Consider the following 23,885-nt stretch of genomic DNA (forward strand, 5'->3'; position numbering starts at 1 on the left):
CCCCGACCACGGACTTCGCTTCACCTTGGGTTCATATTGCGCCTCAAATAGTCCGCGATGCAAGCGTCGATGTCGAACGGTGGCGCTTCTCCGCTCGCCTCACGGGCGACCAGCGTTGCTCGCAGCGCCTCGACCTGCGGCTCCTGCTACCGCGCTCGACTGGCCGGGCAAGCGCGAGGGGATCACGGACCGCGAGTCGGAGATCCTCGCGCTCATCACACAGGGCAAGAGCAACCAGGAGGTCGCGGCGCTCACGTACCTCTCCCCCAACACGGTGAAGAGCTACATCCGCTCGATCTACCGGAAGATCCAGGTGCAGAGCCGCACGCAGGCGGTCATCTGGGGCGTGGGGCACGGCTTTAGCCCGGACCACCATCGGATCGACCACTGGCTGGGCGGGCCGTAGAGGGCCTCGGACAGCTGCCCGGCGCGGCCCTGCGAGCGATCACAGATGGCGCGACGGGTCCATCCGCTGATGCAGGATCCGGATCACGTCGACCGTCTCGGGTCGGTCCACGTAGTACACGGTGTGGCTCTCGATGCTGTACCGCCGGTAGCCCGGGCGGATGTCGCCGCAGTCACGGCCGCGCGTGGGGTCTTCGGCGACCCGCCTGATCGCGGCGCCGATCTCCCGGACATAGGTCTCAGCCTGATCGGCGTCCCAGCGCTCCTCCGTGTAGTCCCAGATCTCGGAGAGGTCCTTCGTCGCGGCCGGCGTGAGCCGGTGCGGCTTCACGCGCGCTTGTCCGCGATGAACGCGTCGAGGTCGAACGGTGCGGCCTCGCCGCTCGCCTCGCCGGCGACCAGCGCCGCACGCAGCGCTTCGAGCTGCGTCTCCTGGTCCTCCAGGAGACGGAGCCCGGCGCGGACCACCTCGCTCGCGGATCGGTAGCGCCCGGACTCCACCTCCCGGGCGAGGAAGCCGGTGAAGTGCCCGTCCAGGCTGATCGAGGTGTTCTGCGCCATGGGGCGAAGGTACCAAGGATTGGTACCTCCGAGAAAGGCCCGGAGGGTCATCGCCGTATCGACAGCGCCAGGAAGAGGGCAGCAGCTGAATCGCGAAAGACGGGGCCGGAGCTATCGGCCGAGCACGTGCCGCCGGATCTCGGCGACGGCCTCCTCCGAGGTGATCTCCTCCAGCGCGGCCCGCTCGGTGATCTCGAGCAGGACCGGGTCGGTCACCTCGCCGCCGGCCAGCGCGAGCGCCGCATCGGCGAAGGCCAGGCTCTCGGCCGCCCGGACCGCGATGTCCTCGGCGTCACCGGATCCATGCTGCATCTCCGCGAGCCCCTGTCAGACCGACGTGTGGTCAGAGGACGGAGCATCGCCCTGGATGTGCCTGCGGATCTCGGCGATCGCCTCCTCCGAGGTGATCTCGTGCCGCGCGGCACGCTCGAGGATGGCGCGGAGCACCGGATCTGTCACCTCGTGCCCGGCCAGCGCGAGCGCGGCGTCGGCGAATGCGAGGTGCTCGCGGACTCGTGCGTCCTCCGCGGCGGCGGCGTTCTCTGCGTGCGCCACGACGAGGCCCTTCCGTTCGGTCGGATGAGAGTACCGAGCGGAGCGGGTCGGAGTCCGCGCGCTCCCCGCCGCCTCTGCCAGCATGACCCGCATGATCCCCTCCACGACCTCCCGGTTCCGCAAGTCCGTGCCCAAGGCGAAGGCGGGGGATCGGGTGGCGGTGCTGAGCCCCGCGTTCGCCGCGCCCGGCATGGCGCCCGAGGTGCACGAGCAGGCGATGCGGCGGCTGCAGGAGGCGACCGGGCTGATCCCCGTCGAGTACCCGACCACGCGGCGCCTCGGCGCGAGCGCCCGTGACCGCGCCGCCGACATCACGGCCGCGTTCGCCGACGACTCCATCCGCGCGATCGTCTCGACCATCGGCGGGGACGACCAGGTCACGGTGATCCCGCACGTCGACATCGAGGAGCTGGCCCGCAACCCGAAGCCGTTCCTCGGCTACAGCGACAACACGAACCTGCACAACCTGCTCGCCGGGCTCGGCATCCCCTCCTTCTACGGCGGATCCACGCAGGTGCACCTCGGCGCAGGGCCCGGCATCGACGACGTGCACCTGCGCTCGCTGCGGGCCGCGCTCATCGAGGGCGAGGAGCTCGAGATCACCGAGCCCGGGGAGTCGGAGGACTTCGGGATCGACTGGACGGATCCCCGCGCGCTCACCGAGCACGGCGAGCGTCACGCGACCGAGCCGTGGAAGTGGGCCGGCCCGGCGAAGACGGTGGAGGGGCCGACGTGGGGCGGCTGCATCGAGGTGATCGACCAGATCGCGATGGCCGGGCGCATGCCCGAGGTCGCGAAGCTCGAGGGCGGGATCCTGCTGCTCGAGACGAGCGAGGAGGTGCCGTCGGCCGACAGCGTGCGGCGGTGGGTGCGGGGGCTCGGCGAGCGCGGGATCCTCGACGTGGTCGCGGGCGTGCTCGTCGCCCGTCCGGTGACCATCGTGATGGGCGCGCCCGTGCCGTCGGCCGAGGAGCGCGCCCGGCTGCGCGCGGAGCAGCGCGACACCGTCATCGAGCAGATCGCCCGCTACAACCCGCGCGCCGTGGTGTGCGTGGGCGTGCCGTTCGGGCACACGCGGCCGCAGTGGATCCTGCCGCACGGCGGGACGGTGCGGCTCGACGGGGCGGCGCAGACCGTGCACGCGGACTACAGCTGAGGCAGAGGAACAGAGAAGCCCCCACTCCTGCTGGACTTCACGTCATGCGCGAGTCACCTCGCCGAGCAAGGGGTGAGGACAGCGTGTGGAAGGTCCCCTGACGGAGCTGCGGTCTCCCTTTAGATTTCCCGGGCACGCCACGTGACGCGCGATCCCGCAGAGAGTAGGAGACCCCAGTGCACATCCATGCCAGGATCCTCAGCACCATCGGCGCCAGCATCCTCATCGCAGGTTCGACCATGGCACCCCCAGCGGATGCCACGGAGAAGCACATTGCTCCGACGCACCACCACATCGTCACCACGGCGGCGATGCCCGGGAGCGTGGCCATGGCGGCGGAGGATGGCGATCCCCTCGTCGCTCCCCTCCAGGCCAGCCCTGTAGGTTCCCGATGGCAGGATCATCGGAATCGTCTCGTGGTGCTCAGGATCTCAGCGCAACAGCACATCTACAGCAAGCACGGCCTGAATCGGAAGGTACCTCGAGTGGCGACCGAGTATCCCGACTCTTCCCACGCGGAGCACGGCGACAGCTAGGAGTACTTCACCACATTCATCAAGAGCACGGACGGCAAGATCGAGGCGACGGAGCGCGTGCGTACGGTGGTCGACTTCCGCAACGTGGACGGTGACCCACAGGGGGTGGTCACGGAGTACTGCCTCACGACTCCCGGTCAGATCTGCCCGGCATGGATCAATGAAGTCGTGGGGTGAGTCTAGGTTGCCGACGGCGGTGACGTTCCGCGGCAATCTCCTCTCGAAGCTCACGCTCCTCGAGAGATCGCAGCCAGACGGGGACTTCGTCGTCGACGCCCTCGACTTCCACGACGACTCGACATCGATCCGCACGACCACGGGATCCGCGCTCGAGATCCCTGCCTGGACAGACGTCTCCGAGCTGCACCGGCGCCTCTCCGGGGTCATGGACCTCGCGCCACTGGACCCATGGAGCTGGGACTCGTACCCCGGGACCATGTCCGTGTGGGCAGCATGGCTGACGCTCCACTACGACATGGCGCTCCTCGAGCACCATCTCTCCGACAACGTGCCGCGGCTCCGCTACCTCGCGCTCCACCGGCACGGGGACTTCGCGATCGCCTCTACTGAGCTTGACGGCGAGCGATTCGACCATGAGGTCACGCTGCACGCACAGCCGCTAGGCGTCGCCGTCGACTTCGCTTTCGAGGTGGCTCGCCAGCTCCGTACTCGCTGACACGTTCGAAGCAGTTCAGAGGCGCTCCCGCGAGGGGGCGGATCACGCGGTGGCCGGCGAGCGAACGGGCCGCCTCGAGGACTCGGCCGGGGTGATCGCGACGACCGCTGGGTCGGGATCGCCGAGCCCCTGACTAGGCTCGCAGGGTGACGCTCCAGAACCATCCCGGCGATGTCGAGTTCCCCGTCCAAATGCGGAACCGGCACGCGCGCGCGGCCGACGCCGCCCGGCGCACGGCACCCGCGGCCCTGCGGCGGCGCGCGCTCCTCATCACCGCGTGGTCGGCGCCGTTCGCCATCGTCGCGCTCGTGATCGCGGTGCCCCTCGCCGACCGGCAGGACATGACCGGGCCGCCCGTGGTCGCCGTGCTCGCGTTCATGCTCGGCGTGACGATCGTGAGCGTGGCCTTCCACCTCCGCGACGCCCGCGCGCCGCTCGCCCACCAGCGGGCCTACGTGGCGGCCGCGGGTCGCGCCCCCGTCACGCTCGAGCAGCAGCAGCTCCTGGCGCTGGATGCGGTGAGCGACTTCTCCTACCGGCTCTGGAACTCGTCGCTCGCCTTCCAGCCGACGTTCGCGGAGCTGCCGGCGGGGATCCGCGAGCGCCACGCGGACGGCGCCACGGGCACGGGAGGATGGCCGGCCCTCCCCATCGCGTCCCTCGCCCAGCAGCGCGCGGCCCTCGACTCGCAGTTCCGCATCGCGTCGCGCACGGACCTCGAGCTGTTCGTGGCCGACGCGATGACCGATGGACTCGTCTCGGCCCGCTTCGCCGAGGTGGCGGCGGGCCCGGACGCCGAGCGGATGGTCGCGCGCATGGCCGCGCTCACCGGGCGCAGCGAGTTCGAGGTCATGGAGCGCACCCGGCCCCGGGGCGACCGGCCGCCCGTGCTGCTGCTCGCGGGCGACAGCGAGCGCACGATCGGCGCGATCCGCTACGCCTACGTCGCCGGGTACCTGCCCGCGGACGACGCGTGGGCGCTCATCCGCGAGGTCGGCGCGCGCGTGTTCGCGGCATACGACGGTTGGGACGCGTACTGGGCGGACGTCGCGCTCGCCCTCGCCTTCCGCACCGACAGCCTCGAGACCGTCCAGGCCGCGCAGCGCGTGCAGGAGGGGCTGCGCACGTCGGGCTGGCCCGCGGCGAAGGTGCCGTGGCCGGGAGAGGGCGCGCCTGTCGGCTGACCGGGCCGGATCAGTCGCGCGGCTCGCCCGTGAGGGGCCGGATCACGCGGTGGCCGTCGAGCGAGCGCGCCGCCTCGAGGACGTGGGCCGGCGTGATCGCGAGGAGCGCCGGATCCGGGATCGCCGAGAACGTGTCGCCGAGGCGCTGGGAGGCGTCGGTCAGCACGATGTGCGGGCCGGACGCGGGCGGGCCCCACTCCTCGGGCGGGGCCGGGCCGAAGATCACGACCGAGGGGATGCCGTAGGCGGTCGCGAGGTGGGCGGCACCGGTGTCGGCGGAGATCACGAGGTCGGCGGCGGCGATGATGCCGGCGAACGCGTCGAGGGCCAGCTCGCCCGCGAGCACGGTCTCCGTCGGCATTCCGGCGAGGGCCGCGACCTCGAGGGCGCGCTCGCGCTCCTTGTCGGATCCGGTGAAGACGACCGTGCGGCCCTCGTCGGCGAGCGCGCGGGCGACCTCGGCGAAACGGTCGACGGGCCACTGGCGGGAACCGTAGGCGGCGCCCACGTGGATCACGACGGCGTGCTCGGCGACGGGCGTCTCGGCGGGGACGAGGATGCCGACGTCCTCGGGATCCGCAGGCATGCCGTGCCACGACACGAGCCGGGCCCAGCGGTAGCGCTCGAGGACGTGGTCCTCCCAGGCGGGGCCGTCGGCGGCGGGCATCCCGTCGAGCTCGGGGGCGGCGTGGCCGAGGGTGCGGTGCGCGCGCAGCTCGTGGAGGAGGGTGCGGCTCTCGATCCCGGCGCCGTGCAGGTTGATCGCGAGGTTGACCGTGCCAGGCGCGCGCGCGATGGGGTGGTCGAAGCCCTGCTGCGGGAGGTGCTCGTCGATCATGCCGAGGAGCTCGACGACCGGCGCGAGCCAGCCGGTGGTGGCGAGCGAGATGCGGGCGTCGGGGTGCGCGCGGCGGATGGCGCGGAGCGCGGGGACGGCCACGAGGATGTCGCCGAGCTTGATGGCGCGGAGGACGAGGATCTCGGCGGGGGCGGAAGCGGGCACGGCGTCGGGAGCGGCGCTGGCGCCGGGGATCTGCATGGGTTCCAGCCTGGCAGAGGAGCGCGGCGGCGGTCGGGCCGCAGTGCCTCAGGCCGTCCGCACCCGCCGGATCAGCCGCGACACCACGAACCACACGACGAGCAGCGCGATGACGCCGACGGCCGCGTACGAGATCAGGCCGCTCCACTCCTCCAGCACCGGGCGGATTGCCGGGCCGAACGCGAAGCCGAGGCCCACCCAGATGGCGTTCCAGGCGCCGGATCCGATCACCGTGTAGAGCGAGAAGCGCCCGATCGGCATGCGCTCGATGCCCGCCGGGATGGAGATGAAGGAGCGCACGAGCGGCACGCACCGACCGAGGAGCACGGCGGTGCCGCCCCAGCGCGTGAAGAATGCCTCGGCCTTGTCGAAGTCGGCGTGGTCGAGCAGCGGGATCCGGCCGACGAGCCGGCGCGTGCGATCCCGGCCGAGCGCGGCGCCGATCGCGTACCAGATGAGCGCGCCCACGAGCGCGCCGGCGGTCGCCGCGGCCCACGCGCCCCACGCGCTCATCCGGCCCTCGTAGGCGAGGAAGCCGGCGACGGGGAGGATCGCCTCGGAGGGGATCGGCGGCACGAACGTCTCGATGAGCACGGCGAGGCCGACGCCCACCTCCCCCAGCGTCTCGATGAGCGAGAGGACCCAGCCGACGAAGCCGTCGTACCCCTCGCTCGGATGGATCTCGCCGGGGGTCACTGCCTGGATGGCGCTCATGCGGCCTCTCGTCTTCTCGGGGGGGGTCGGGCGTCGGGGTGGTCTCGCGATACGCGGGGCACAGCGCACGGCGGCGCCCCGATCCGCGAGCCTAGGGAACCCATTTCCACAACTGCTGAATCGGCGTGGTCCGGCCGCGGCGGGCGGCCCGGAGGATCAGCGCCCGCCGTCCTCCGCGAGTAGCGCCACCGCCCGGGACAGGTCGGCGACCGCGCGCTCGGCCGCCGCATCCGCGCCCGCATCCCGGCACGCGAGCCAGGCCCCGATGATCCCCTGCATGCCCGCCACCGCGAGCGCCGCGCACCGCCCGGCGCGCTCCTCGTCGAGGCCGGCCGCGGCGAACCGGCGGCGCGTCTCCTCCACGTAGCGGCCGTGCTCCCACGCGGGCAGGTCGGCGAGCGCCGGGATCCGCTGCACGGCCGAGGCGAGGTCGAGCAGCACGCGCTGGCGGTCGGGCTCGCGGCGCACCCGGTCGAGCTCGGCGCGGAGGGTCAGGGCGACGACCTCGCCGAGCGGTGCGCCCGCGGGATCCTCGGCGGCCGCCAGCTGCGCGACGACCGCCTCGACCTCCTGCCGCAGCAGCGCGCCGAGCAGCTCCTCCCGCACGCCGAAGCAGTAGTGGAAGGCGCCGTGCGCGAGGCCGGCCTCCGCGGTGATCGCCCGCGTGCTCGCCCCGGCGACGCCCGTGACGGCCATCACGCGCACCGCGGCGTCGAGGAGCTCGGCCCGCCGGGCGTCGCGTGATCCATACGCGCGGGTGCTCTCGGAGGCGGCCTTCATGGGAGAAAGCTACCAAGCGCGGCCAATTTGGCCAAGTGGCCGAATATGTCGTCCAGCGTCGGGGCCATGAGCACCGACAGCCCCACCGTCCCGACCATCCGACCCGCGGCCGCCTGGGAGGCGCCCGGCGGCATCCCCGCGCACCGGACCCTCCGGCAGGCGCCGACGTTCCTGCGCGCCCTCGGCGTCGGATCCGCGCTCCTCGCCCATGGGCTCGCCCGCGTCGACGCCGACGGATCCGCGGCCTACCTCGAGTCGTCGACCGCGCGGAACCGCGCGCTCTACCTCCGCGACGGCTTCGCCGAGCTGGGCGAGCTGACGAGCCTCGCCGGCGCGCGTCCGGTGGCGATGTGGCGGGCGGCGCGCGTGGAGGCGCCGACGGCCTGACGCCACGGCGCCCGAGCGCCTCGATCAGACGGGGCAGTGCACCTGCGTGCGCGCTCCCGACCGGTCGATGTCGTGGTCCGGCATGGGCTTGCCACACATGGGGCAGAGGCGCGACTGTGGCTCGGACACCGGGTCGTCGGTGTACGGGCCGAGCGGCGGTGCGCCGAGGTAGGGGCGGAGGCGCTCGTTGAACCGCTCGATGGCCGCCCCGAAGCCGCGCTCGCGCCGCGGGCCGTCCTCCCGATCTTTACCTCGTGTCATAGTATTCAGTGTACGCGGTATTTCGGCGGGCGGCGAGGAGCTGGCATGGCACACGAGGGCGCGATGCGCACGGATCCCCTGGCGCTCGAGAGCCAGCTCTGCTTCGCGACCGTGCTGGCGGCGAGATCCGTCGTCGCGCTGTACCGCCCGATCCTCGAGCCGCTCGGACTCACGCATCCGCAGTACCTCGTGATGCTCGCCCTCTGGGAGCGCGACGGACGCTCGATCTCCGACCTCGGCGGCGCGCTCGCCCTCGAGCCCGCGACCATCACGCCGCTGCTCAAGCGCCTCCAGGCGGCCGGCCTCCTCGAGCGCGCCCGCAGCGCCGAGGACGAGCGCGTGGTGCGCGTCACCCTCACCGACGCCGGCCGCGCGCTCCGCAGCGAAGCCGAGCGGGTGCCGGCCCAGGTGGCCGAGCGCACGGGCATGACCCCGTCGGAGCTCAGCCGGATCCGGGATGACCTGCACGCGTTCCTCGCGCGCATCGACGCGGCGCCGGATCCCGCGGGCGCCTAGCCCTGGCATCGATATCGACCGACGCAGACCAGCGGGCGACCGTTCGGCATCCGACTCCCTCACCGGGCAGAGCTCGCGCGATCCGTGCACCGCGACGCGTGCTGGGCTCTCGACAGGCCGCCGAAGGGCCAGTATCCTCGACTATGTAGCGCCCCAGGACTATTCGACTCCGGTCGGACTCCTGGGGCCATCGTCGTTAAAGGAGCGCGATGATCGATCCCGCCACGCTCACCGCGCTCCCCGCTCTGCTGAGCGCGCCGAGGTTCGCCCGCTACCGAGACCGCTATTCGGGCGACGACGGGCTCGGTCTCCGGCTGTACGCCTGGAACACGGAGCTAACGGCGGCATGCTGGGGTCCTGTCAGCGTGGTCGAGGTCGTGGTCCGGAACAGCATCCATGACGCGATGCGACGAGACAGGCGCGACGACTGGTGGGAGGAGCCGCATGTGCGGCTCCTGGACCGTGAGCGCTTCACCATCTCCGACACGATCGCGAAACTACGTCGACGGGGCATCGATGAACCGACACCGGGACAGGTCGTGGCGGCGACGAGCTTCGGTCTGTGGGTGGGCCTGACCGACGCCGGACTCCCTCGTGACCCGCTGCTCAGCTACGAGACCGCGCTCTGGCAGCCGCGCATCCAGCGGGCGTTCCCCCACCTCGGTCAGGTGAGGCGGAAGGAGCTGTACCGCAAGCTCGACGGCGTCCGCATCTTCCGCAACCGGCTCGCCCATCACGAGCCCGTCTATGCAGCCCCGATCACGCGCATCCTCGCGGACATGATCGACATCGCGGGGTACGTGCACCCGGATGCGGCTGCCCTCATCGTGGGCGCTGGACGCGTCGAGTCGACCATCGCGCGCATGCGGGCAGCCGTCGGCTCGGGTGAGTGCTGCATCTGACCCGCGGGCGTGACGGTTCCCCGCCAGCGGCGGTCGCCGCGGCAGAGCGGGGGGACGATGGATCCATGACCCTCCGCGCCGATGACACCCTCCAGGACGGACGGGCGCTCGTCGGCCCGGTCGACGCCCCCGAGCTGCACGTGATGACGTACAACCTCCGGCGCCTGTTCCGCCGGTACCGGCCGGGCAGCCCCGACCGCTGGGCGGATCGCGAGCCGCTCATCGCCGAGCTGCTCCGGCGCGAGCAGCCGGCGCTCCTCGGCACGCAGGAGGCGATGCCCACGCAGGGCCGCGCGCTGTCGCACGCGCTCGGGCGGCACTACCGGCGGATCGGGCACGGCCGCAACGCCGACGGCCACGGCGAGGGCTGCCCCACCTTCTACGACACGCGCCGCCTCGAGCTCACGAGCTGGCGCCAGGTCGCGCTCTCGGACACGCCCGCGGTCGCCGGCTCCCGCAGCTGGGGCAACATGGTGCCGCGGATCGCCGTGGTCGCCGACTTCACGGATCGCGCCACCGGTCTGCCGCTGCGCCACGTGAACACGCACTTCGACCACCTCTCCCGGCGGTCGCGCGAGGAGTCCGCGCGGATGATGCTCGGGATCGTCGCCGAGGTGCAGGTGCCCACGATCGTCGCGGGCGACACCAACGCGGGCGTCGACACGGAGCCGCACCGGCTGCTGATCGAGTCGGGCGCGCTCGTCGACGCCTGGCCCGCCGCGCGCGAGCGGCTCACGCCCGAGTGGGGCACGTGGTCGAACTACAAGGCGCCAAAGCGCACGACCCGCCGCATCGACTGGATGCTCGTCACGCCCGACGTCGAGGTGGAGCGCGTGGGCATCAACACCACGCGCATCGGCGGCCGCGCGCCGAGCGACCACGAGGCGCTGCAGGCGGTGGTGCGGTGCTGACGGATCCGACCGGGGCGACCCCGCCGGACGCGCCGGCCGCACCCGCGGACGTCGCGGCCTTCGCCGGGCTGGCCGGGCTCACCTTCCTGCAGCCGCCGCGCGGGATCACGGCGGTCCTCGCCGACGTCGTCCGCGTGATCGGGCTCCTCACGTTCCTCTTCTCCGTGTTCGCGTGGACGGGCACGACGTCGGCGATGTTCGCGCTCGCGCTGCTCGGGCTCGTGGCTCCGCGGGGTCTCGGGGCGCGGCCGGGGCTGGATCTCGGGATCGGGATCACCACGCTCGTCTCGGCCGCGAGCAACCGGCTCGACCTCTACGAGACGCTGCCGTGGTGGGACATCCCCGCGCACCTCATCACGACGGCGGCGCTCGCCGCGCTCGTGATCCTGCTCGCCGACCGCGCGGGCGTCGTGGTCGACCGGCGGCCGCTGCCCCTCGGGTTCCTCGCGCTCACGGTGGGCCTCGCGCTCTCGGCGCTGTGGGAGCTCGGCGAGTGGGCGGGGCAGGCGTGGCTGGATCCGGAGATCCTCACCGGGTACTCGGACACCATCGGCGACATGGCGGTCGGCGGGCTGGGGGCGCTGCTCATCGCGCCGCTCATGCCGATGCTGCTGGCGCGGTCGCGGTGGATCTCGGAGGCGCCCCGGCGCTGACGGCGCGCGCGGCGCCACCGCCGCGCCCCCGTGGTCGCGCCCCCGCCCGAGGGCGCTGCTCTCTCCGCGTCGGAGAAGTCTGACGGCCCGAGGAGAAGTGCTCCGGGCGGGGTTTGGCTCGAGGAGCAGCCGGGTACTGGCCGGTCATGCGCTCGCCCGGGAACGACCTCGAGGCCGTCCTGTTCGACCGGGACGGGACGCTCGTCGTCGACGTGCCGTACAACGGCGATCCCGCCCTCGTCGCGCTCATGCCCGGCGCCCGCGAGGCCGTCGACGCCGTGCGCGCCGCGGGCCTCCGCGTCGGGATGGTGACCAACCAGTCCGGCATCGCGCGCGGCCTCATCACGCGCGCGCAGGCCGACGCCGTCAACGCGCGCGTGCAGGAGCTGCTCGGCGCGTTCGACCTCGTGCTGCTGTGCCCGCACGGATCCGACGACGGCTGCGACTGCCGCAAGCCGCGGCCCGGCATGGTGCTCGAGGCCTGCCGGACGTGGGGCGTGGATCCGTCGCGCGTCGCCGTCGTGGGCGACATCGCCGCCGACATGGGCGCCGCCCGGGCCGCGGGCGCGCGCGGCGTGCTCGTGCCGACGCCCGTCACGCGCGAGGAGGAGGTGGCCGAGGCGGAGCTGGTGGCCCCGACGATCCTCGACGCGGTGCACCTCCTCATCCACGACCCGGCGCCCCGCCGCGTGCTCGTCGTGCGACTCGACTCGGTGGGCGACGTGCTGATCTCCGGCCCCGCCGTGCGCGCCGTCGCGGCCTCGTCGGCCGTCGAGGTCCACCTGCTCTGTGGCCCGCGCGGCGCGTCCGCCGGTCGACTGCTGCCCGGCGTCCACGCGGTGCACGTGTGGGAAGCGCCATGGATCTCCTCCCCCGCGCCCGCCGCCGACGCCGCCTCGGTCGACGCCCTGCACGCGATCCTCGCGGAGGTCGACGCGGACGAGGCCGTCATCCTCACGTCCTTCCACCAGTCGCCGCTCCCGCTCGCGCTGCTGCTGCGGCTCGCGGGCGTCGGCCGGATCACGGGCGCCAGCGTCGACTACGCCGGCTCCCTCCTCGACGTGCGCCTCAAGCCCGGCGAGGACCTCGACGAGGACCAGCCCGAGCCCGAGCGCGCCCGCGCGATCGCCGCCGCGGCCGGCCACGCGCTGCCCGCGGACGACGACGGTCGCCTCGCCGTCCTACCGGCCGAGCTGTCGTCCGACGTGGCGGCGCTCCTCCCCGACGGCCCGTTCGCGCTCGTCCACCCGGGCGCCGCGGTCGGCGCGCGCTCCTATCCGGCCGACCAGCACCGCGACGCCGTGGCGCTCCTGGCCGAGCGCGGGATCCCCGTGGTCGTCACGGGCGGCCCCGACGAGCGGGACCTCACGGCGCACGTCGCCGGATCCGCCGGCCTCGACCTCGGCGGCCGCACCGACCTCGCCGGCCTCGGCGCGCTCATGCGCCGCGCGGCCGTGCTCGTGAGCGGCAACACCGGCCCCGCGCACCTCGCCGCCGCCGTGGGGCTGCCCGTCGTCAGCCTGTTCTCGCCCGTCGTGCCGCCGATCCGCTGGGCGCCGTACCGCGTGCCCGTGATCCTCCTCGGCGACCAGGACGCGGCCTGCAAGCTGAGCCGCGCGCGTGACTGCCCGATCCCGGGCCACCCGTGCCTCGCGGGCGTCTCGCCGGCCGAGGTCGCCGACGCGGTGGAACGGCTGATGGCGACGAGCCGCACGGAGGTGCCCGCATGAGGATCCTGATGTGGCACGTCCACGGCGGCTGGACCGACTCGTTCGTGCTCGGATCCCACGAGATCCTGTTCCCCACCACGCCCGCCCGCGACGCGTGGGGCCTCGGCCGCGGCGGCCGCGCGTGGCCCGCGAGCGCCCGCGAGGTGGATCCGTCGTCCCTGCACGAGACGCACGTCGACCTCGTGCTCCTCCAGCGCGTCCCGGAGATCGAGGAGGCGGAGCGACTGCTCGGCCGCCGCCTCGGATCCGACGTGCCCGCCGTCTTCCTCGAGCACAACACCCCGCGCGGCGCCCCGACCGAGACCGTGCACGCGCTCGCCGGCCGTGACGACATCCCCGTGATCCACGTCACGCGCTTCAACGCGCTCATGTGGGACACCGGCATCGCGCCGACCACGGTCGTCGAGCACGGAGTGCCCGACCCGGGCGCGCTCTACACGGGCGAGTCCGCGTCGTTCGGCGCGGTGATCAACGAGCCCGTGCGCCGCGGCCGCATCACCGGCACCGACCTGCTGCCCGCGTTCGCGGAGGTCGCGCCCGTCGAGGTGTTCGGCATGGGCACGGACCTCCTGCCCGGCGCGTTCCCCGACCTCGGCGCGCGCCTCGTGCCGCGCGGCGACCTGCCGACCGCGCGCATGCACCCCGAGCTCGCGATGCTCCGCGCCTACGTCCACCCGCACCGCTGGACCTCGCTCGGCCTGTCGCTGCTCGAGGCGATGCACATGGCGATGCCCGTGCTGGTGCTCGACGCGACCGAGGCGTCGCGCGCGGTGCCGCCGGACGCGGGCGCGATCTCGTCCGACCCCGCCGACCTCGTGCGCGTCGCCCGCCTGCTCCTCGAGGATCCCGACGAGGCCGCCCGCCGCGGCCGCGTCGCCCGCGAGGCCGCGCTCGCCCGCTACTCGCTCGGCCGCTTCCTGCACGACATGGACGCCGTGCTGCACGACGCCGTGGACGCGACCGCCGGGCGTCGCGCCCGACGCGCGCCCGCCGGATCCACCCCCACGCACTCCCCGCACCACCCGCTCGACGAGAGGACGACACGATGAGGATCGCGATGATCTCGGAGCACGCCAGCCCGCTGGCGACGCTCGGCGGCGTGGACGCCGGCGGCCAGAACGTGCACGTCGCGGCGCTGTCCGCGGCGCTCGCGGAGGAGGGCCACACCGTCACCGTCTACACGCGCCGGGACGACGAGGCGCTGCCGGCCCGCGTCGCCTTCGCGCCCGGCGTGGAGGTCGTGCACCTCGACGCCGGACCCGCGCGCGCCGTCCCCAAGGACGAGCTGCTGCCGCACATGGGCGAGCTCGCCGACGGCCTCCTCGCCGACTGGCGCACCGCCCGGCCCGACGTGGTGCACAGCCACTTCTGGATGTCCGGGGTCGCCGCGCTCGACGCCGCCGCGCGCCTCGCGTCCTCCCCCGTGGGCGCCGCCGCGGCCCCGCCGGTGCTGCACACCTTCCACGCGCTCGGATCCGTGAAGCGCCGCCACCTCGGCGCCGAGGACACCAGCCCCGCCGCGCGCGCCGAGCTCGAGCCCGGGGTCGGCCGCCGCGCCGACGCCGTCATCGCCACCTGCTCCGACGAGGCCGCCGAGCTCGTGCGCGCGGGCGTCGACGCGGCCCGCATCACGGTGATCCCGTGCGGCGTCGACATCGAGCACTTCACGCCGCGCGCGGACGACGACGATGCCGCCGGCCCGATGCGCGTCATGGTCGTCGGCCGCCTGGTGCCGCGCAAGGGCGTCGACCTCGCGATCGAGGCCGTCGGGATCCTCGCCCGCCGCGGCCACCGCGACGTCGAGCTGGTCGTCGTCGGCGGATCCGGCGACGCCGCGAGCGGAGCCGACGACCCCGAGGCCCGCCGACTCATGGACGCCGCCCGCGCCGCCGGGGTCGCCGACCGCGTGCGCCTGCACGGCCGCGTCTCCCAGGCCGACATGCCCGCCGTGATGCGCACCGCCGACGTCGTGGTGTGCGCGCCCTGGTACGAGCCGTTCGGCATCGTCCCGCTCGAGGCGATGGCCTCCGGCGTGCCCGTCGTCGCGTCCGCGGTCGGCGGCCTCACCGACAGCGTGGTCGACGGCGTGACGGGGATCCTCGTACCGCCGCGCGACCCCGCCGCCATCGCCGACGCCCTCGGGGAGCTCCGCGCGGATCCCGCCCGCCGCCGCCGCCTCGGCCGCGCCGGCCGCGCCCGCATGGAGCACGGCTACGCGTGGTCGACGGTCGCCGCGCGCACCGCCGAGGCGTACCGGGCCGCGATCCAGGCCGCCGCCCCCGACGACCTCCCCGCCGACCCGACCGTGGTCGACGCCCACCTCGACGCGCTCGCCCCCGTGCTCGCCGACCTCCGCACGCACGCGCCGCGCCTCACCGCGTGGGGCCGCGAGATGGCCGACCGCCTCAGCCACGGCGCGCGCCTCATCGCAGCCGGCAACGGCGGATCCGCGGCCGAGGCCCAGCACCTCACGAGCGAGCTGGTGGGCCGCTTCGATGGCGACCGCCGCCCGTTCTCGGCCATCGCGCTGCACTCGGAGTCGTCCGCGGTCACGGCCATCGGCAACGACTACGGCTTCGACGAGGTCTTCGCCCGGCAGGTGCACGCGCACGCGAGATCCGGCGACATCGTCGTGCTGCTCTCCACGAGCGGCCGCAGCGAGAACCTCCTCCGGGCCGCGGCCGCCGCGCGCGCCGCCGGTGCGACGACCTGGGCGATGACGGGCCCCGGCCCGAACCCGCTCGTGGAGGCGTGCGACGAGTCCCTAGCGCTCGACGGGCCGTCGGCCAACGTGCAGGAGGCGCAGCTCGTCGCCGTGCACGCGATCTGCCGATCGTTCGAGAGCCGGCTGCAGGCGAACGACCGGGCCGCCGCCCGCGCGTCCGCGACGACGGCCGCCGCGACCCTGTCGGCCTCGGCCGCCGCATCCGCGTCCGTCCCCGTGACCGTCGCGCCCGCGTCCACCACGACCGCGCCCGCGGAGGTGCCGGCATGAGGATCGTCGTGGTCGGCGACGTGCTGCTCGACGTCGACATGACCGGTGCCGCGCACCGCCTCAGCCCCGACGCGCCCGTGCCGGTGATCGAGGTCGAGGAGTCGCTGCCCCGCGCGGGCGGCGCCGGCCTCGTCGCGACGATGCTCGCGCGCGACGGGCACGACGTGCGCCTCGTCACCGTGCTGTCCGACGACCGCCACTCCGCGACGCTGCGCGCCTGCCTCGACCGGATCGAGGTGGTCGCCGGCCCGTCCGGCGCGCCCACGCCCGTGAAGACCCGCGTCCGCGCCGACGGCCACGCCATCGCCCGCATCGACGAGGGCTGCGCCCCGCCGCCCATGCCCGCCGCGACCGACGAGATGCTCGACGCGATCGCCACGGCCGACGCCATCGTCGTCGCCGACTACGGCCGCGGCGTCACGCGCGACCCCCGTCTCCGCGCGGCCCTCGACGCGCGCGCCGCCCAGGTGCCGCTCGTGTGGGATCCGCACCCCGCGGGCGAGCCGCCCGTCCCGAACACCGCGCTCGCCACCCCGAACCTCGCCGAGGCGCGCGCGTTCTCCGGGCTAGCCGGGCGCGACGTGTCCGCGGCCGCCGACGCCGCCCGTCTGCTCCAGGAGCGGTGGGGCGTCACCACGGTCGCCGTCACCATGAGCGAGCGCGGCGCCCTGCTCGTCTCGGCGCCCGCGTCGGGCGCGGCCGGCGGATCCATGCCCGTCGTCGTCCCCGCCCCGCTCGTCGCGACCGGCGACCCGTGCGGGGCCGGCGACCGCCTGGCCGCCACGGCCCTCGCGGCGCTGGCCGCGGGATCCCCCGTCGAGGACGCCGTGCGCGACGCCGTCGCCTCCGCGGCCGAGTACGTGGATGCGGGCGGCGTCGCCACCCTCGTCGGCCCGCCCGCGGCGCGCCCCATCGGCGGCCACGCGGCGAGCGCCCTCCAGGTGGTCCGCGCGACCCGCGCCGCCGGCGGCACCGTCGTCGCGACGGGCGGCTGCTTCGACCTCGTGCACGCCGGCCACGCCCGCACGCTCGCCGCTGCCCGCGCGCTCGGCGACTGCCTCGTCGTGCTCCTCAACTCGGACGACTCGGTGCGCCGCCTCAAGGGACCCGAGCGCCCGATCATGACCGAGGAGGACCGCGTGGACCTCCTCATGTCGCTCGGGGTGGTGGATGCGGTCGTGCTCTTCTCCGAGGACACCCCCGAGGAGGCGCTGCGCTCCATCAAGCCCGACCTCTGGGTCAAGGGCGGCGACTACCGCGCCGAGGACCTCCCCGAGTCGGCGGTCATCGCCGAGTGGGGCGGCCAGGCCGTGACCGTGCCCTACCATCCGGGCCGCTCCACCACGAAGCTCGCCGGCGCCCTCGCGCGCGTCGGCTGAGCCCCCTGATCCGCACGACTCCCCCGCACCACCGCGCCCACCCGGCGCGATCCGCTCCACGGAAGGAACACCCATGACCGACTCCCCCCGCCCCAGCACCGGCCGCGTCCTCATCACCGGAGGCGCGTCCGGGCTCGGCGCCGCGGTCGCGCAGGCGGTCCTCGCTGCCGGCGGCGAGCCCATCGTGCTCGACCTCGACACCTCGAGCGTCACCGGCATGGAGGCGCACCGCATCGACGTCTCCGACACCCGCGCCACCGAGGCGCTCGTGACGGAGATCGCGCAGAAGCACGGCGGCCTCGACGCCGTCGTGACCGCCGCGGGCATCGACCGCTGCGGCCGCCTCGTCGACGTCGCCCCCACCGAGTGGGAGAAGGTCATCGGCGTGAACCTCATGGGCACCGTCGCCGTCGTCCGCGCGGCGCTGCCGTTCCTCACCGAGTCGCACGGCCGCGTCGTCACCGTCGCGTCGTCGCTCGCCATCAAGGCCGTCTCCGACGCCACCGCCTACTGCGCCTCGAAGTTCGGCGTGCTCGGCTTCACGCGAGCCCTCGCCGCCGAGACGAAGGGCGAGGTCGGCGTGACCACGCTGATCCCCTCCGGCATGAAGACGCACTTCTTCGACGACCGCAACCCGAAGTACAAGCCCGGCTCCGACGCGAACCTCAACGACCCGGCCGCCGTCGCCGACTCGGTGATGTTCATCCTCGGCCAGCCGCGCGGCTGCGAGATCCGCGAGCTCGTCATCACGCACGAGCTCGAGGACAGCTGGCCGTGAGTCGCGGCTGATCCGCGCCACGCGCGCACGAGACGAGCCCGGCCCCGCATCGCGCGGGGCCGGGCTCGTGTCATGCGCCCCGGGGTCAGCGGGTCGCGATGCCGGTCATGACCTGCACGGCGACGTTGATCACCACGATGAGCGCCATCCCCACGATGAGCGCCATCCCCGTGATCGGCGCCCACGCGGCCGGCACGCGCGGGTGCGGCAGACCACGGCGGCGACGGTCGACAGCACGAGCACCGCGATGGTCCCGACGACCCAGAGTCGTGAAGCCGCCTGATCGAGGGAGAAGTCGCACGCTCCCGAGACCCCGCAGCCGTCCGGCAGCCAGCTCACGAGCACCATGGCGACCAGCCCCGCGAAGCCGAGCACCCTTTCGACGACGATCATGGTGCCCTCCGTCGGGGTCGGGGCCCGCACGTCCGGGGGTGTGCGTGACGGTACCGACCCGCGGCCCGGCGCGGAGGGCCGTGCGGCGCAGGCGCCCCGACGCACCCGACCGTCCCCTGACCGTCCGGCCGTGAGCGGACATCGGCCACGGTGCCCGGGGGAGCGTCGGATAGCTTCCAGGGAGCGGACATCCGCAGAAACCTGGATACAATGCAGCACCACCGTCACCCCATCCGCACCGCGACCACCCTCGTCCTGGGTCTCGCCCTCACCGCCGGGATCCTCACCGCAGCATCCCCCGCCAGCGCCGCCACCACCGGCCCGGCCCCGACCGTCGCGAGCGGCGCTCCGACCGTCTCCGACGCGCGGCTCCGCTTCGGCGTCGCCACCCCCGGCGGCCCGACCGACACCGGCGAGCTCGACGCCGTAGCCCAGCAGGTCGGCGAGGACCCGAGCATCGTGCTCGCGTACGCCGACTTCACGCAGGCGCCGCCCATCGCGGCCCTCGACTCGGTCGCGGCGCGCGGTGCCGAGACGCTCCTCACGTGGGAGCCGTGGACGGCCGGCGCCGGCGTGGATCAGCCCACGTTCACGAACGCGAGCATCGCCGCGGGCGACCACGACGCCTACATCCGCGAGTGGGGCGCCGCCCTGGCGAAGTGGGGCGGACCCGTCTCCCTCCGCTACGCGCACGAGATGAACGGCGACTGGTACCCGTGGGCCGACGGCGTCAACGGCAACGCGCCGGGCTCCTACGCCGCCGCATTCCGGCACGTGCACGACGTCGTCGTGGGCGCCGGCGCGACCAACGTGCGCTGGGTGTGGACGCCGAACGTGCCGTACACCGGATCCACCGCCCTCGCGGGGCTCTACCCGGGCGCCGGCTACGTCGACGTCGTCGGCCTCGACGGCTACAACTGGGGCTCCGTCGCCGGCCAGAGCTGGACCGCGCCGAGCGACCTATTCGGCGCCGGTCTCGAGCAGCTGCGCGCCATCGCGCCGGGGAAGCCGATCGTCATCGCGGAGACCGCATCCTCCGAGGTCGGCGGATCCAAGGCCCAGTGGGACGGCGAGCTCGTCTCCTTCCTGCAGGCCCAGACCGACGTCGTCGCCTTCGTCTGGTTCGACATGGACAAGGAGGCGGACTGGCGCATCGGCAGCTCCGCGTCGTCCGCCACCGCCATCCACGACGCGCTCGCCGCCCGTCGCCTCCAGTAGCCGCTCAGCCCCCTCCATCGGATCCCGTCGCTCGGCGGACATCCGATGGACGGAGGGCCACGAAGAACATACGATCGCATACATCCATCGGGGGAAGGACCCTACAGCCATGCCCACTCGCCGCCGTCTCAAATGCGCCGTCGTCACCGCCGTCGCACCGGCAGTCGTGACAGCCACCGTGCTCGTCGCTCCCGCGGCCGGCGCCCGCGCCGCCTCGGCGCAGGCCGCACCCACGGCCCCCGCCGCGACCGTCCTCTCCGTCGCCTCCGGCCCGGTCGGCACGCCCGTCACCGTCACCGGCACGGGCTTCCCCGCGAAGAAGGCCGCGGTCGTCGCCGTCGGTTCGACCACGAAGCGCATCACGACCACCGCCACGGGCCGCTTCACGACCGCGATCACCATCCCCCGCACCTCGCTCTCCACCATCCGGATCACCGCGACGGCCGGCACCCGCTCGGCCGGGGCCCCCTTCACCGTCACCACGGCCAAGTCGAACGGATCCGCCCGCCTGGGCGCGTCCGCCCCGGCCCCCACCACGACCCCGGCGCCCGCTCCTACGGGCGCGCCCACCTCCACCGCCGCTCCCGCCCCGGCGACCTCCTCGCCCGCGCCCGCCGCATCCGCCGCCCCCGCCATCAGCTCCGCCCGCCTGCGCCTCGGCCTCTCGACCCCCGGCGGGCCGACGGCGAACGGCGAGCTCGACGCGGCGTCGACGACGCTCGGCGAGAGCCCCTCCATCGTGATGAGCCACGTCGACTTCACCCACCCGGCGCCCATCGCCGGGCTCCGGAGCGTGGCCGCGCGCGGCGCCGACAGCCTCATCACGTGGGAGCCGTGGCAGGGCGGCGCGGGCGTCGACCAGCCCGCCTACGCGAACGCGCGCATCGTCGCCGGCGACTACGACTCGTACATCCGCTCGTGGGGCGCCGACCTCGCGAAGTACGGCCAGCCCGTCTACCTGCGCTTCGGCCACGAGATGAACGGCAACTGGTACCCGTGGTCCGACGGCGTCAACGGCAACGCGTCCGGCTCCTACGTGCAGGCGTGGAAGCACGTGCACGACCTCGTCGCCGCGCAGGGGGCCACGAACGTGAAGTGGGTGTGGAGCCCGAACGTGCCGTACCCGGGATCCACCGACCTCGCCTCCCTCTACCCCGGCGCCGACCAGGTCGACGTCGTCGCGCTCGACGGCTACAACTGGGGCGCCGTGCCCGGCCAGCGCTGGACCGCGCCCGCCGACCTCTTCGGCCCCGGAATGGCGCAGCTGCGCGCCGTCGCACCCGGGAAGCCGCTCATCATCGGCGAGGTGGCGTCGGGCGAGACCGGCGGATCCAAGGCCGACTGGGACCGCGACCTCGTCGCGTACCTCCAGTCGCAGCCCGACGTGCTCGGCTTCGTGTGGTTCGACTTCAAGAAGGAGGAGGACTGGCGGATCGACAGCTCGGCCGCCTCCGCCACCGCCCTCCGCGACGCGCTCGCCCTGCGGCGCGGCTGATCCCGCGCGTCGGGGTCGCGCACAGTCGCCGTGTAGCTCGCGCAGGGGCGCCACGTGGAATGCACGACCTACGATCTGAGATGCGCCCTGGAGACCCGACGGCGGCGCGCACGATGAGGAGGCGCTGGTGACCCGAGCCCACCGGCGGCGCGAGACCGCGATCGCCCTCGCCGCCGTGCTCGTCGGCCTCGTGATCCTGCCTGCCCCGCCCGGATCCGGCGTCGAGGGGGGCTTCGCGCAGATCGACCGCTACGCCGCCCTCACCTCGTCGCAGGCCCAGCGGATGATCCAGGCGCACCCGGCCCTCGAGCTGCAGGTGATGGACGCGTCGCCCGAGCGCGTCGTGTCCTGGTGGGCCGCGAAGGACCGGAAGCACCAGCGCGCGCTGATCCGGAATTCGCCGGCGCTCGTCGGCAACCTCGACGGCGTCGACTACGCCTCGCGCGACGCCGCCAACCGGCGCCAGCTGCGCGCCGAGCTGCGGACGGAGCGGGAGGCCGTCGCCGCCCACCCGGACGACGCCGACGCGCGGGACCGCCTCACCGCGCTCACCGCGATCCGCGACGCGCTCAAGCCGGCGGCCCGCGCGGGCGGGCACGCCGAGCCGCGGCGCTGGCTCGTGTCGCTCAGCCACCGGGATCCGCCGCTCGCCGCCATCACGGTCGGCGACCTCGACACCGCCCGCCAGGTCACCTTCACGGTGCCGGGCATGGGCACCTACACCGACGACATGCAGCTCTGGACCGAGACCGCGCAGAACGTGTTCGACGCGCAGGCCGCGGTCGGCGCCCCGGCCGCGCACGCCGTCGTCGCCTGGATCGGCTACCGCACGCCGCCGCCCGGCGTCGACGCGACGCTCGGCGACTACGCGGAGCGCGGCGCCCCGCTGCTGGCGAGCGAGATCCAGGGTCTGCAGGCGGCCCGGCACGGCGGCGACCTCGCGAGCGTGAACGTCATCGCGCACTCGTACGGATCCACCATGGCCGCCGACGCCCTCGCCGCCCGCGACCTCGGCGTCGACTCCTTCGTCATGCTCGGCTCGGCGGGCGTCGAGGACGGCATCGCGAACGCCCGCCAGCTGCACGCCCGCCACGTCTACGCGGGCGAGGCGGCGGACGACGGCGAGGCGGTGTGGGGCCGTCTCTCCCGGCAGGATCCGCGCGCCCCCGGCTTCGGCGCCACGGTCATCTCCGTCGACGGGGATCCGGCGCGCGGCCTCCTGCCCGTCACCACGCACGCGCCCGTCCTGCACTCGAGGTGGAACGACGACCCGGACTCCCGCGCGTGGACCGCCATCCGCGATCCGGCCCAGCGCGCCGCCGAGTTCGCCGCGCACGAGAAGACGTACGGCTACCTCGACGCGGGCACGGAGTCGCTCCGGAACGCGGCCATCGCGACGACGCCGCACGCGACGGCGCGGCTCGACGCGGCGGGCTGACGCGCCGCCGGTACGCGGGCCTACTCCGGCACGCGCTCCGCGAGCGACGCCCGCCGCAGCTGGTCCACGTCCACGTGCACGTCGTCGACGCGCACCTCGGCGACGTGCGACGGGTCGTGCGCGCAGCGCTCGGCGGTCCAGCCGACCTGGGTCACGTCGACTCCGCAGACGGGGCAGCGCGTGGTCCAGCCGATGTGGATCCGGTGCCGCGTGCGTCCGAACGCCGCCGCGTTCACCACGTTGCCGAACCAGAACACCCCGACCGTGCGCGCGCCGACGGCCTGCGCGAGGTGGCGCGGGCCGCTGTCGTTGCCGAGCACGACGTCGGCGTGGGTGAAGAGGCCGGCGAGCTCGCCGAGGGTGAGGGAGTCGGCGAGCGAGGCGATCCGCTCGGCCTGCTCCGCGGGCAGCCCGTCGCGGCCGAGCGCGACGATGCGGTCGGCGTCGACGGCGTCCGTCGCGTCGCCCACGACGACCACCTGCGCGTCGTCCGCGGCGGCCCGCCGCGCCACCTCCGCGAACGACTCCACGGGCCAGCGCCGGCGCGGGTCGGTGGCGCCCGGGTGGATCACGACCAGCCCGCCCGGCGCGCCCGTCACGCGCTCCGCCGCCGCGGCCCGCTCGGCGTCGGTCACCTCGATGACCGGCTCCAGGTCGGCGACGGGCGCGCCCGCGAGCCCCGCGACCTCGAGTCCGCGCAGCACCTCGTGCTGGTAGTAGACGTACGGGATCACGCGCTCGAGCCGCTCGGCGTCGTCCGTCGCGGTGCCCACGGTGTGCCGGGCGCCGAGCCGCAGCAGGAACGGGTTGGAGTTGCGGCCGCCGCCGTGCACCTGCACCGCGAGGTCGAAGCGGCGCGCGCGCATGCGGGCCGCGAACGCCTCGATCTCCTCGGGGTCGGGATCCGCGCCCGGCACGTCCCGCACGCCGTGGGCGACCGGCAGCACCTCGATCTCGTCGGGCCCGCCGGGCCGACCGCCGAGGAGCGCGCGGTGCAGCGGCGTGCCGAGCAGCGTGATCCGCGCTCCCGGGTACGCGGCCCGCAGCGCCGCCATGGCGGGCAGCGCGAAGATCAGGTCGCCGAGCCCGCCGCCGCGCAGCACGGCGATGGAGCGGACGTCGGAGAAGATCTCGTGGAGCGGGGCGACGACGGGCACGGGGCGGCCTCCAGTTCGGGCGGGCGGGTCCCCCGTCCCGTTCCCCGCGACGGCCGCATCGAAACG

Annotated in this window: 28 protein-coding genes and 1 pseudogene; 19 read left to right on the forward strand and 10 right to left on the reverse strand. The window is 74.3% G+C overall.

Annotated features, from left to right (window positions below):
- Positions 1 to 20: 20 nt before the first annotated feature.
- The gene (locus CMN_RS15595) at positions 21 to 125 is read right to left on the reverse strand and encodes a hypothetical protein (RefSeq protein ID WP_080606018.1); all 105 of its coding nucleotides are present in this window, start codon (positions 123 to 125) and stop codon (positions 21 to 23) included.
- Here CMN_RS15595 and CMN_RS12985 point away from each other — a divergent pair.
- The gene (locus tag CMN_RS12985; protein WP_404842828.1) at positions 116 to 406 is read left to right on the forward strand and encodes a response regulator transcription factor; all 291 of its coding nucleotides are present in this window, start codon (positions 116 to 118) and stop codon (positions 404 to 406) included. The genes CMN_RS15595 and CMN_RS12985 overlap by 10 nt on opposite strands.
- Before the next feature lie 39 nt (positions 407 to 445).
- Here CMN_RS12985 and CMN_RS12990 read toward each other — a convergent pair whose 3' ends face one another.
- The 4 genes from CMN_RS12990 to CMN_RS13005 all read right to left on the reverse strand — a co-directional run bounded on the left by CMN_RS12990 (position 446) and on the right by CMN_RS13005 (position 1,614).
- The gene (locus CMN_RS12990) at positions 446 to 736 is read right to left on the reverse strand and encodes a type II toxin-antitoxin system RelE/ParE family toxin (RefSeq protein ID WP_015491236.1); all 291 of its coding nucleotides are present in this window, start codon (positions 734 to 736) and stop codon (positions 446 to 448) included.
- The gene (locus CMN_RS12995; protein WP_041465310.1) at positions 733 to 966 is read right to left on the reverse strand and encodes a type II toxin-antitoxin system ParD family antitoxin; all 234 of its coding nucleotides are present in this window, start codon (positions 964 to 966) and stop codon (positions 733 to 735) included. Before CMN_RS12995 ends, CMN_RS12990 begins: the two co-directional genes overlap by 4 nt.
- 111 nt (positions 967 to 1,077) lie before the next feature.
- Positions 1,078 to 1,278, reverse strand: coding sequence for a hypothetical protein (locus tag CMN_RS13000; RefSeq protein ID WP_015491238.1), 201 nt, complete (start codon positions 1,276 to 1,278; stop codon positions 1,078 to 1,080).
- Positions 1,279 to 1,293: 15 nt separating this feature from the next.
- Complete coding sequence (locus CMN_RS13005) at positions 1,294 to 1,614, reverse strand: antitoxin VbhA family protein (RefSeq protein ID WP_227077692.1); 321 nt, start codon at positions 1,612 to 1,614, stop codon at positions 1,294 to 1,296.
- Between CMN_RS13005 and CMN_RS13010 the strand changes: the two genes are divergently transcribed.
- The 4 genes from CMN_RS13010 (at position 1,613) to CMN_RS13025 (ending at position 5,073) form a co-directional block, all read left to right on the forward strand.
- Positions 1,613 to 2,677, forward strand: a complete 1,065-nt coding sequence (locus CMN_RS13010) for a S66 family peptidase (RefSeq protein ID WP_015491240.1) — start codon at positions 1,613 to 1,615, stop codon at positions 2,675 to 2,677. The genes CMN_RS13005 and CMN_RS13010 overlap by 2 nt on opposite strands.
- Before the next feature lie 176 nt (positions 2,678 to 2,853).
- The gene (locus CMN_RS13015; protein ID WP_015491241.1) at positions 2,854 to 3,213 is read left to right on the forward strand and encodes a hypothetical protein; all 360 of its coding nucleotides are present in this window, start codon (positions 2,854 to 2,856) and stop codon (positions 3,211 to 3,213) included.
- A gap of 160 nt (positions 3,214 to 3,373) precedes the next feature.
- Complete coding sequence (locus tag CMN_RS13020; protein ID WP_041465311.1) at positions 3,374 to 3,889, forward strand: hypothetical protein; 516 nt, start codon at positions 3,374 to 3,376, stop codon at positions 3,887 to 3,889.
- 146 nt (positions 3,890 to 4,035) lie between these two features.
- Positions 4,036 to 5,073 (forward strand): DUF1266 domain-containing protein, encoded by a 1,038-nt coding sequence (locus tag CMN_RS13025; RefSeq protein WP_015491244.1) that lies wholly within the window; start codon positions 4,036 to 4,038, stop codon positions 5,071 to 5,073.
- Positions 5,074 to 5,083: 10 nt separating this feature from the next.
- Here CMN_RS13025 and CMN_RS13030 read toward each other — a convergent pair whose 3' ends face one another.
- From CMN_RS13030 to CMN_RS13040, 3 genes are all read right to left on the reverse strand, one after another.
- Positions 5,084 to 6,112, reverse strand: coding sequence for a glycosyltransferase family 9 protein (locus CMN_RS13030; RefSeq protein ID WP_015491245.1), 1,029 nt, complete (start codon positions 6,110 to 6,112; stop codon positions 5,084 to 5,086).
- Positions 6,113 to 6,160: 48 nt separating this feature from the next.
- The gene (locus CMN_RS13035; RefSeq protein ID WP_015491246.1) at positions 6,161 to 6,826 is read right to left on the reverse strand and encodes a DedA family protein; all 666 of its coding nucleotides are present in this window, start codon (positions 6,824 to 6,826) and stop codon (positions 6,161 to 6,163) included.
- A gap of 156 nt (positions 6,827 to 6,982) precedes the next feature.
- Positions 6,983 to 7,606, reverse strand: a complete 624-nt coding sequence (locus CMN_RS13040) for a TetR/AcrR family transcriptional regulator (protein ID WP_015491247.1) — start codon at positions 7,604 to 7,606, stop codon at positions 6,983 to 6,985.
- A gap of 66 nt (positions 7,607 to 7,672) precedes the next feature.
- On the opposite strand from CMN_RS13040, the gene CMN_RS14685 reads away from it, so the two are divergent.
- A complete protein-coding gene (locus CMN_RS14685; protein WP_052689669.1) occupies positions 7,673 to 7,993 on the forward strand; it encodes an N-acetyltransferase in 321 nt (106 codons plus the stop codon).
- 24 nt (positions 7,994 to 8,017) lie between these two features.
- Here the strand turns inward: CMN_RS14685 and CMN_RS13050 are convergent, their stop codons facing one another.
- Positions 8,018 to 8,254, reverse strand: a complete 237-nt coding sequence (locus CMN_RS13050) for a hypothetical protein (protein ID WP_015491248.1) — start codon at positions 8,252 to 8,254, stop codon at positions 8,018 to 8,020.
- Positions 8,255 to 8,299: 45 nt separating this feature from the next.
- Here CMN_RS13050 and CMN_RS13055 point away from each other — a divergent pair, with 45 nt between their 5' ends.
- From CMN_RS13055 to CMN_RS13110, 13 genes and pseudogenes are all read left to right on the forward strand, one after another.
- Positions 8,300 to 8,770, forward strand: a complete 471-nt coding sequence (locus tag CMN_RS13055) for a MarR family winged helix-turn-helix transcriptional regulator (RefSeq protein ID WP_015491249.1) — start codon at positions 8,300 to 8,302, stop codon at positions 8,768 to 8,770.
- A gap of 209 nt (positions 8,771 to 8,979) precedes the next feature.
- A complete protein-coding gene (locus CMN_RS13060; protein WP_015491250.1) occupies positions 8,980 to 9,672 on the forward strand; it encodes a hypothetical protein in 693 nt (230 codons plus the stop codon).
- Positions 9,673 to 9,737: 65 nt separating this feature from the next.
- Positions 9,738 to 10,583, forward strand: coding sequence for an endonuclease/exonuclease/phosphatase family protein (locus CMN_RS13065; RefSeq protein ID WP_015491251.1), 846 nt, complete (start codon positions 9,738 to 9,740; stop codon positions 10,581 to 10,583).
- Complete coding sequence (locus CMN_RS13070; RefSeq protein WP_015491252.1) at positions 10,577 to 11,236, forward strand: DUF2238 domain-containing protein; 660 nt, start codon at positions 10,577 to 10,579, stop codon at positions 11,234 to 11,236. The genes CMN_RS13065 and CMN_RS13070 overlap by 7 nt, the downstream gene beginning before the upstream one ends.
- A gap of 146 nt (positions 11,237 to 11,382) precedes the next feature.
- Positions 11,383 to 11,871, forward strand: a pseudogene (locus CMN_RS15370) (D-glycero-alpha-D-manno-heptose-1,7-bisphosphate 7-phosphatase); the annotation flags it as partial.
- A gap of 30 nt (positions 11,872 to 11,901) precedes the next feature.
- Entirely contained in the window at positions 11,902 to 12,966 is a 1,065-nt protein-coding gene (locus tag CMN_RS13075) for a glycosyltransferase family 9 protein (RefSeq protein WP_227077788.1), read from the forward strand.
- Complete coding sequence (locus CMN_RS13080) at positions 12,963 to 14,015, forward strand: glycosyltransferase (RefSeq protein ID WP_015491254.1); 1,053 nt, start codon at positions 12,963 to 12,965, stop codon at positions 14,013 to 14,015. The genes CMN_RS13075 and CMN_RS13080 overlap by 4 nt, the downstream gene beginning before the upstream one ends.
- Entirely contained in the window at positions 14,012 to 15,961 is a 1,950-nt protein-coding gene (locus tag CMN_RS15505; protein WP_015491255.1) for a glycosyltransferase, read from the forward strand. Before CMN_RS13080 ends, CMN_RS15505 begins: the two co-directional genes overlap by 4 nt.
- Positions 15,958 to 17,340, forward strand: a complete 1,383-nt coding sequence (locus tag CMN_RS13090; RefSeq protein WP_015491256.1) for a PfkB family carbohydrate kinase — start codon at positions 15,958 to 15,960, stop codon at positions 17,338 to 17,340. Before CMN_RS15505 ends, CMN_RS13090 begins: the two co-directional genes overlap by 4 nt.
- A gap of 73 nt (positions 17,341 to 17,413) precedes the next feature.
- Positions 17,414 to 18,118 carry an SDR family oxidoreductase gene (locus CMN_RS13095; RefSeq protein ID WP_015491257.1) on the forward strand — a complete coding sequence of 235 codons (705 nt, stop codon included), beginning with the start codon at positions 17,414 to 17,416 and terminating at the stop codon, positions 18,116 to 18,118.
- A gap of 603 nt (positions 18,119 to 18,721) precedes the next feature.
- On the forward strand, positions 18,722 to 19,729 hold the full coding sequence (locus CMN_RS13100; protein WP_015491258.1) for a glycoside hydrolase family 26 protein: 1,008 nt from the start codon (positions 18,722 to 18,724) through the stop codon (positions 19,727 to 19,729).
- A 109-nt stretch (positions 19,730 to 19,838) separates the two neighbouring features.
- Complete coding sequence (locus tag CMN_RS13105; RefSeq protein WP_015491259.1) at positions 19,839 to 21,224, forward strand: glycoside hydrolase family 26 protein; 1,386 nt, start codon at positions 19,839 to 19,841, stop codon at positions 21,222 to 21,224.
- A gap of 127 nt (positions 21,225 to 21,351) precedes the next feature.
- Positions 21,352 to 22,662: an alpha/beta hydrolase gene (locus CMN_RS13110; RefSeq protein WP_015491260.1), complete on the forward strand. Its 1,311-nt coding sequence runs from the start codon at positions 21,352 to 21,354 to the stop codon at positions 22,660 to 22,662.
- 20 nt (positions 22,663 to 22,682) lie between these two features.
- On the opposite strand, the gene CMN_RS13115 is transcribed toward CMN_RS13110, so the two are convergent.
- The gene (locus tag CMN_RS13115; protein WP_015491261.1) at positions 22,683 to 23,819 is read right to left on the reverse strand and encodes a glycosyltransferase family 9 protein; all 1,137 of its coding nucleotides are present in this window, start codon (positions 23,817 to 23,819) and stop codon (positions 22,683 to 22,685) included.
- Between the last annotated feature and the right edge of the window lie 66 nt (positions 23,820 to 23,885).

It is taken from the genome of Clavibacter nebraskensis NCPPB 2581, from assembly GCF_000355695.1.
GTDB classification, from domain to species: Bacteria; Actinomycetota; Actinomycetes; order Actinomycetales; family Microbacteriaceae; genus Clavibacter; species Clavibacter nebraskensis.

What these genes read in the sequence shown, in the direction of transcription:
- CMN_RS12995 (WP_041465310.1), bottom strand. Translation starts at nt 966, where the DNA reads ATGGCGCAGAACACCTCGATCAGCCTGGACGGGCACTTCACCGGCTTC.
- CMN_RS13000 (WP_015491238.1), bottom strand. Translation starts at nt 1,278, where the DNA reads ATGCAGCATGGATCCGGTGACGCCGAGGACATCGCGGTCCGGGCGGCC.
- CMN_RS13010 (WP_015491240.1), top strand. Translation starts at nt 1,613, where the DNA reads ATGATCCCCTCCACGACCTCCCGGTTCCGCAAGTCCGTGCCCAAGGCG.
- CMN_RS13005 (WP_227077692.1), bottom strand. Translation starts at nt 1,614, where the DNA reads ATGCGGGTCATGCTGGCAGAGGCGGCGGGGAGCGCGCGGACTCCGACC.
- CMN_RS13020 (WP_041465311.1), top strand. Translation starts at nt 3,374, where the DNA reads ATGAAGTCGTGGGGTGAGTCTAGGTTGCCGACGGCGGTGACGTTCCGC.
- CMN_RS13030 (WP_015491245.1), bottom strand. Translation starts at nt 6,112, where the DNA reads ATGCAGATCCCCGGCGCCAGCGCCGCTCCCGACGCCGTGCCCGCTTCC.
- CMN_RS13035 (WP_015491246.1), bottom strand. Translation starts at nt 6,826, where the DNA reads ATGAGCGCCATCCAGGCAGTGACCCCCGGCGAGATCCATCCGAGCGAG.
- CMN_RS13040 (WP_015491247.1), bottom strand. Translation starts at nt 7,606, where the DNA reads ATGAAGGCCGCCTCCGAGAGCACCCGCGCGTATGGATCACGCGACGCC.
- CMN_RS14685 (WP_052689669.1), top strand. Translation starts at nt 7,673, where the DNA reads ATGAGCACCGACAGCCCCACCGTCCCGACCATCCGACCCGCGGCCGCC.
- CMN_RS13050 (WP_015491248.1), bottom strand. Translation starts at nt 8,254, where the DNA reads ATGACACGAGGTAAAGATCGGGAGGACGGCCCGCGGCGCGAGCGCGGC.
- CMN_RS13055 (WP_015491249.1), top strand. Translation starts at nt 8,300, where the DNA reads ATGGCACACGAGGGCGCGATGCGCACGGATCCCCTGGCGCTCGAGAGC.
- CMN_RS13060 (WP_015491250.1), top strand. Translation starts at nt 8,980, where the DNA reads ATGATCGATCCCGCCACGCTCACCGCGCTCCCCGCTCTGCTGAGCGCG.
- CMN_RS13065 (WP_015491251.1), top strand. Translation starts at nt 9,738, where the DNA reads ATGACCCTCCGCGCCGATGACACCCTCCAGGACGGACGGGCGCTCGTC.
- CMN_RS13080 (WP_015491254.1), top strand. Translation starts at nt 12,963, where the DNA reads ATGAGGATCCTGATGTGGCACGTCCACGGCGGCTGGACCGACTCGTTC.
- CMN_RS15505 (WP_015491255.1), top strand. Translation starts at nt 14,012, where the DNA reads ATGAGGATCGCGATGATCTCGGAGCACGCCAGCCCGCTGGCGACGCTC.
- CMN_RS13090 (WP_015491256.1), top strand. Translation starts at nt 15,958, where the DNA reads ATGAGGATCGTCGTGGTCGGCGACGTGCTGCTCGACGTCGACATGACC.
- CMN_RS13095 (WP_015491257.1), top strand. Translation starts at nt 17,414, where the DNA reads ATGACCGACTCCCCCCGCCCCAGCACCGGCCGCGTCCTCATCACCGGA.
- CMN_RS13100 (WP_015491258.1), top strand. Translation starts at nt 18,722, where the DNA reads ATGCAGCACCACCGTCACCCCATCCGCACCGCGACCACCCTCGTCCTG.
- CMN_RS13105 (WP_015491259.1), top strand. Translation starts at nt 19,839, where the DNA reads ATGCCCACTCGCCGCCGTCTCAAATGCGCCGTCGTCACCGCCGTCGCA.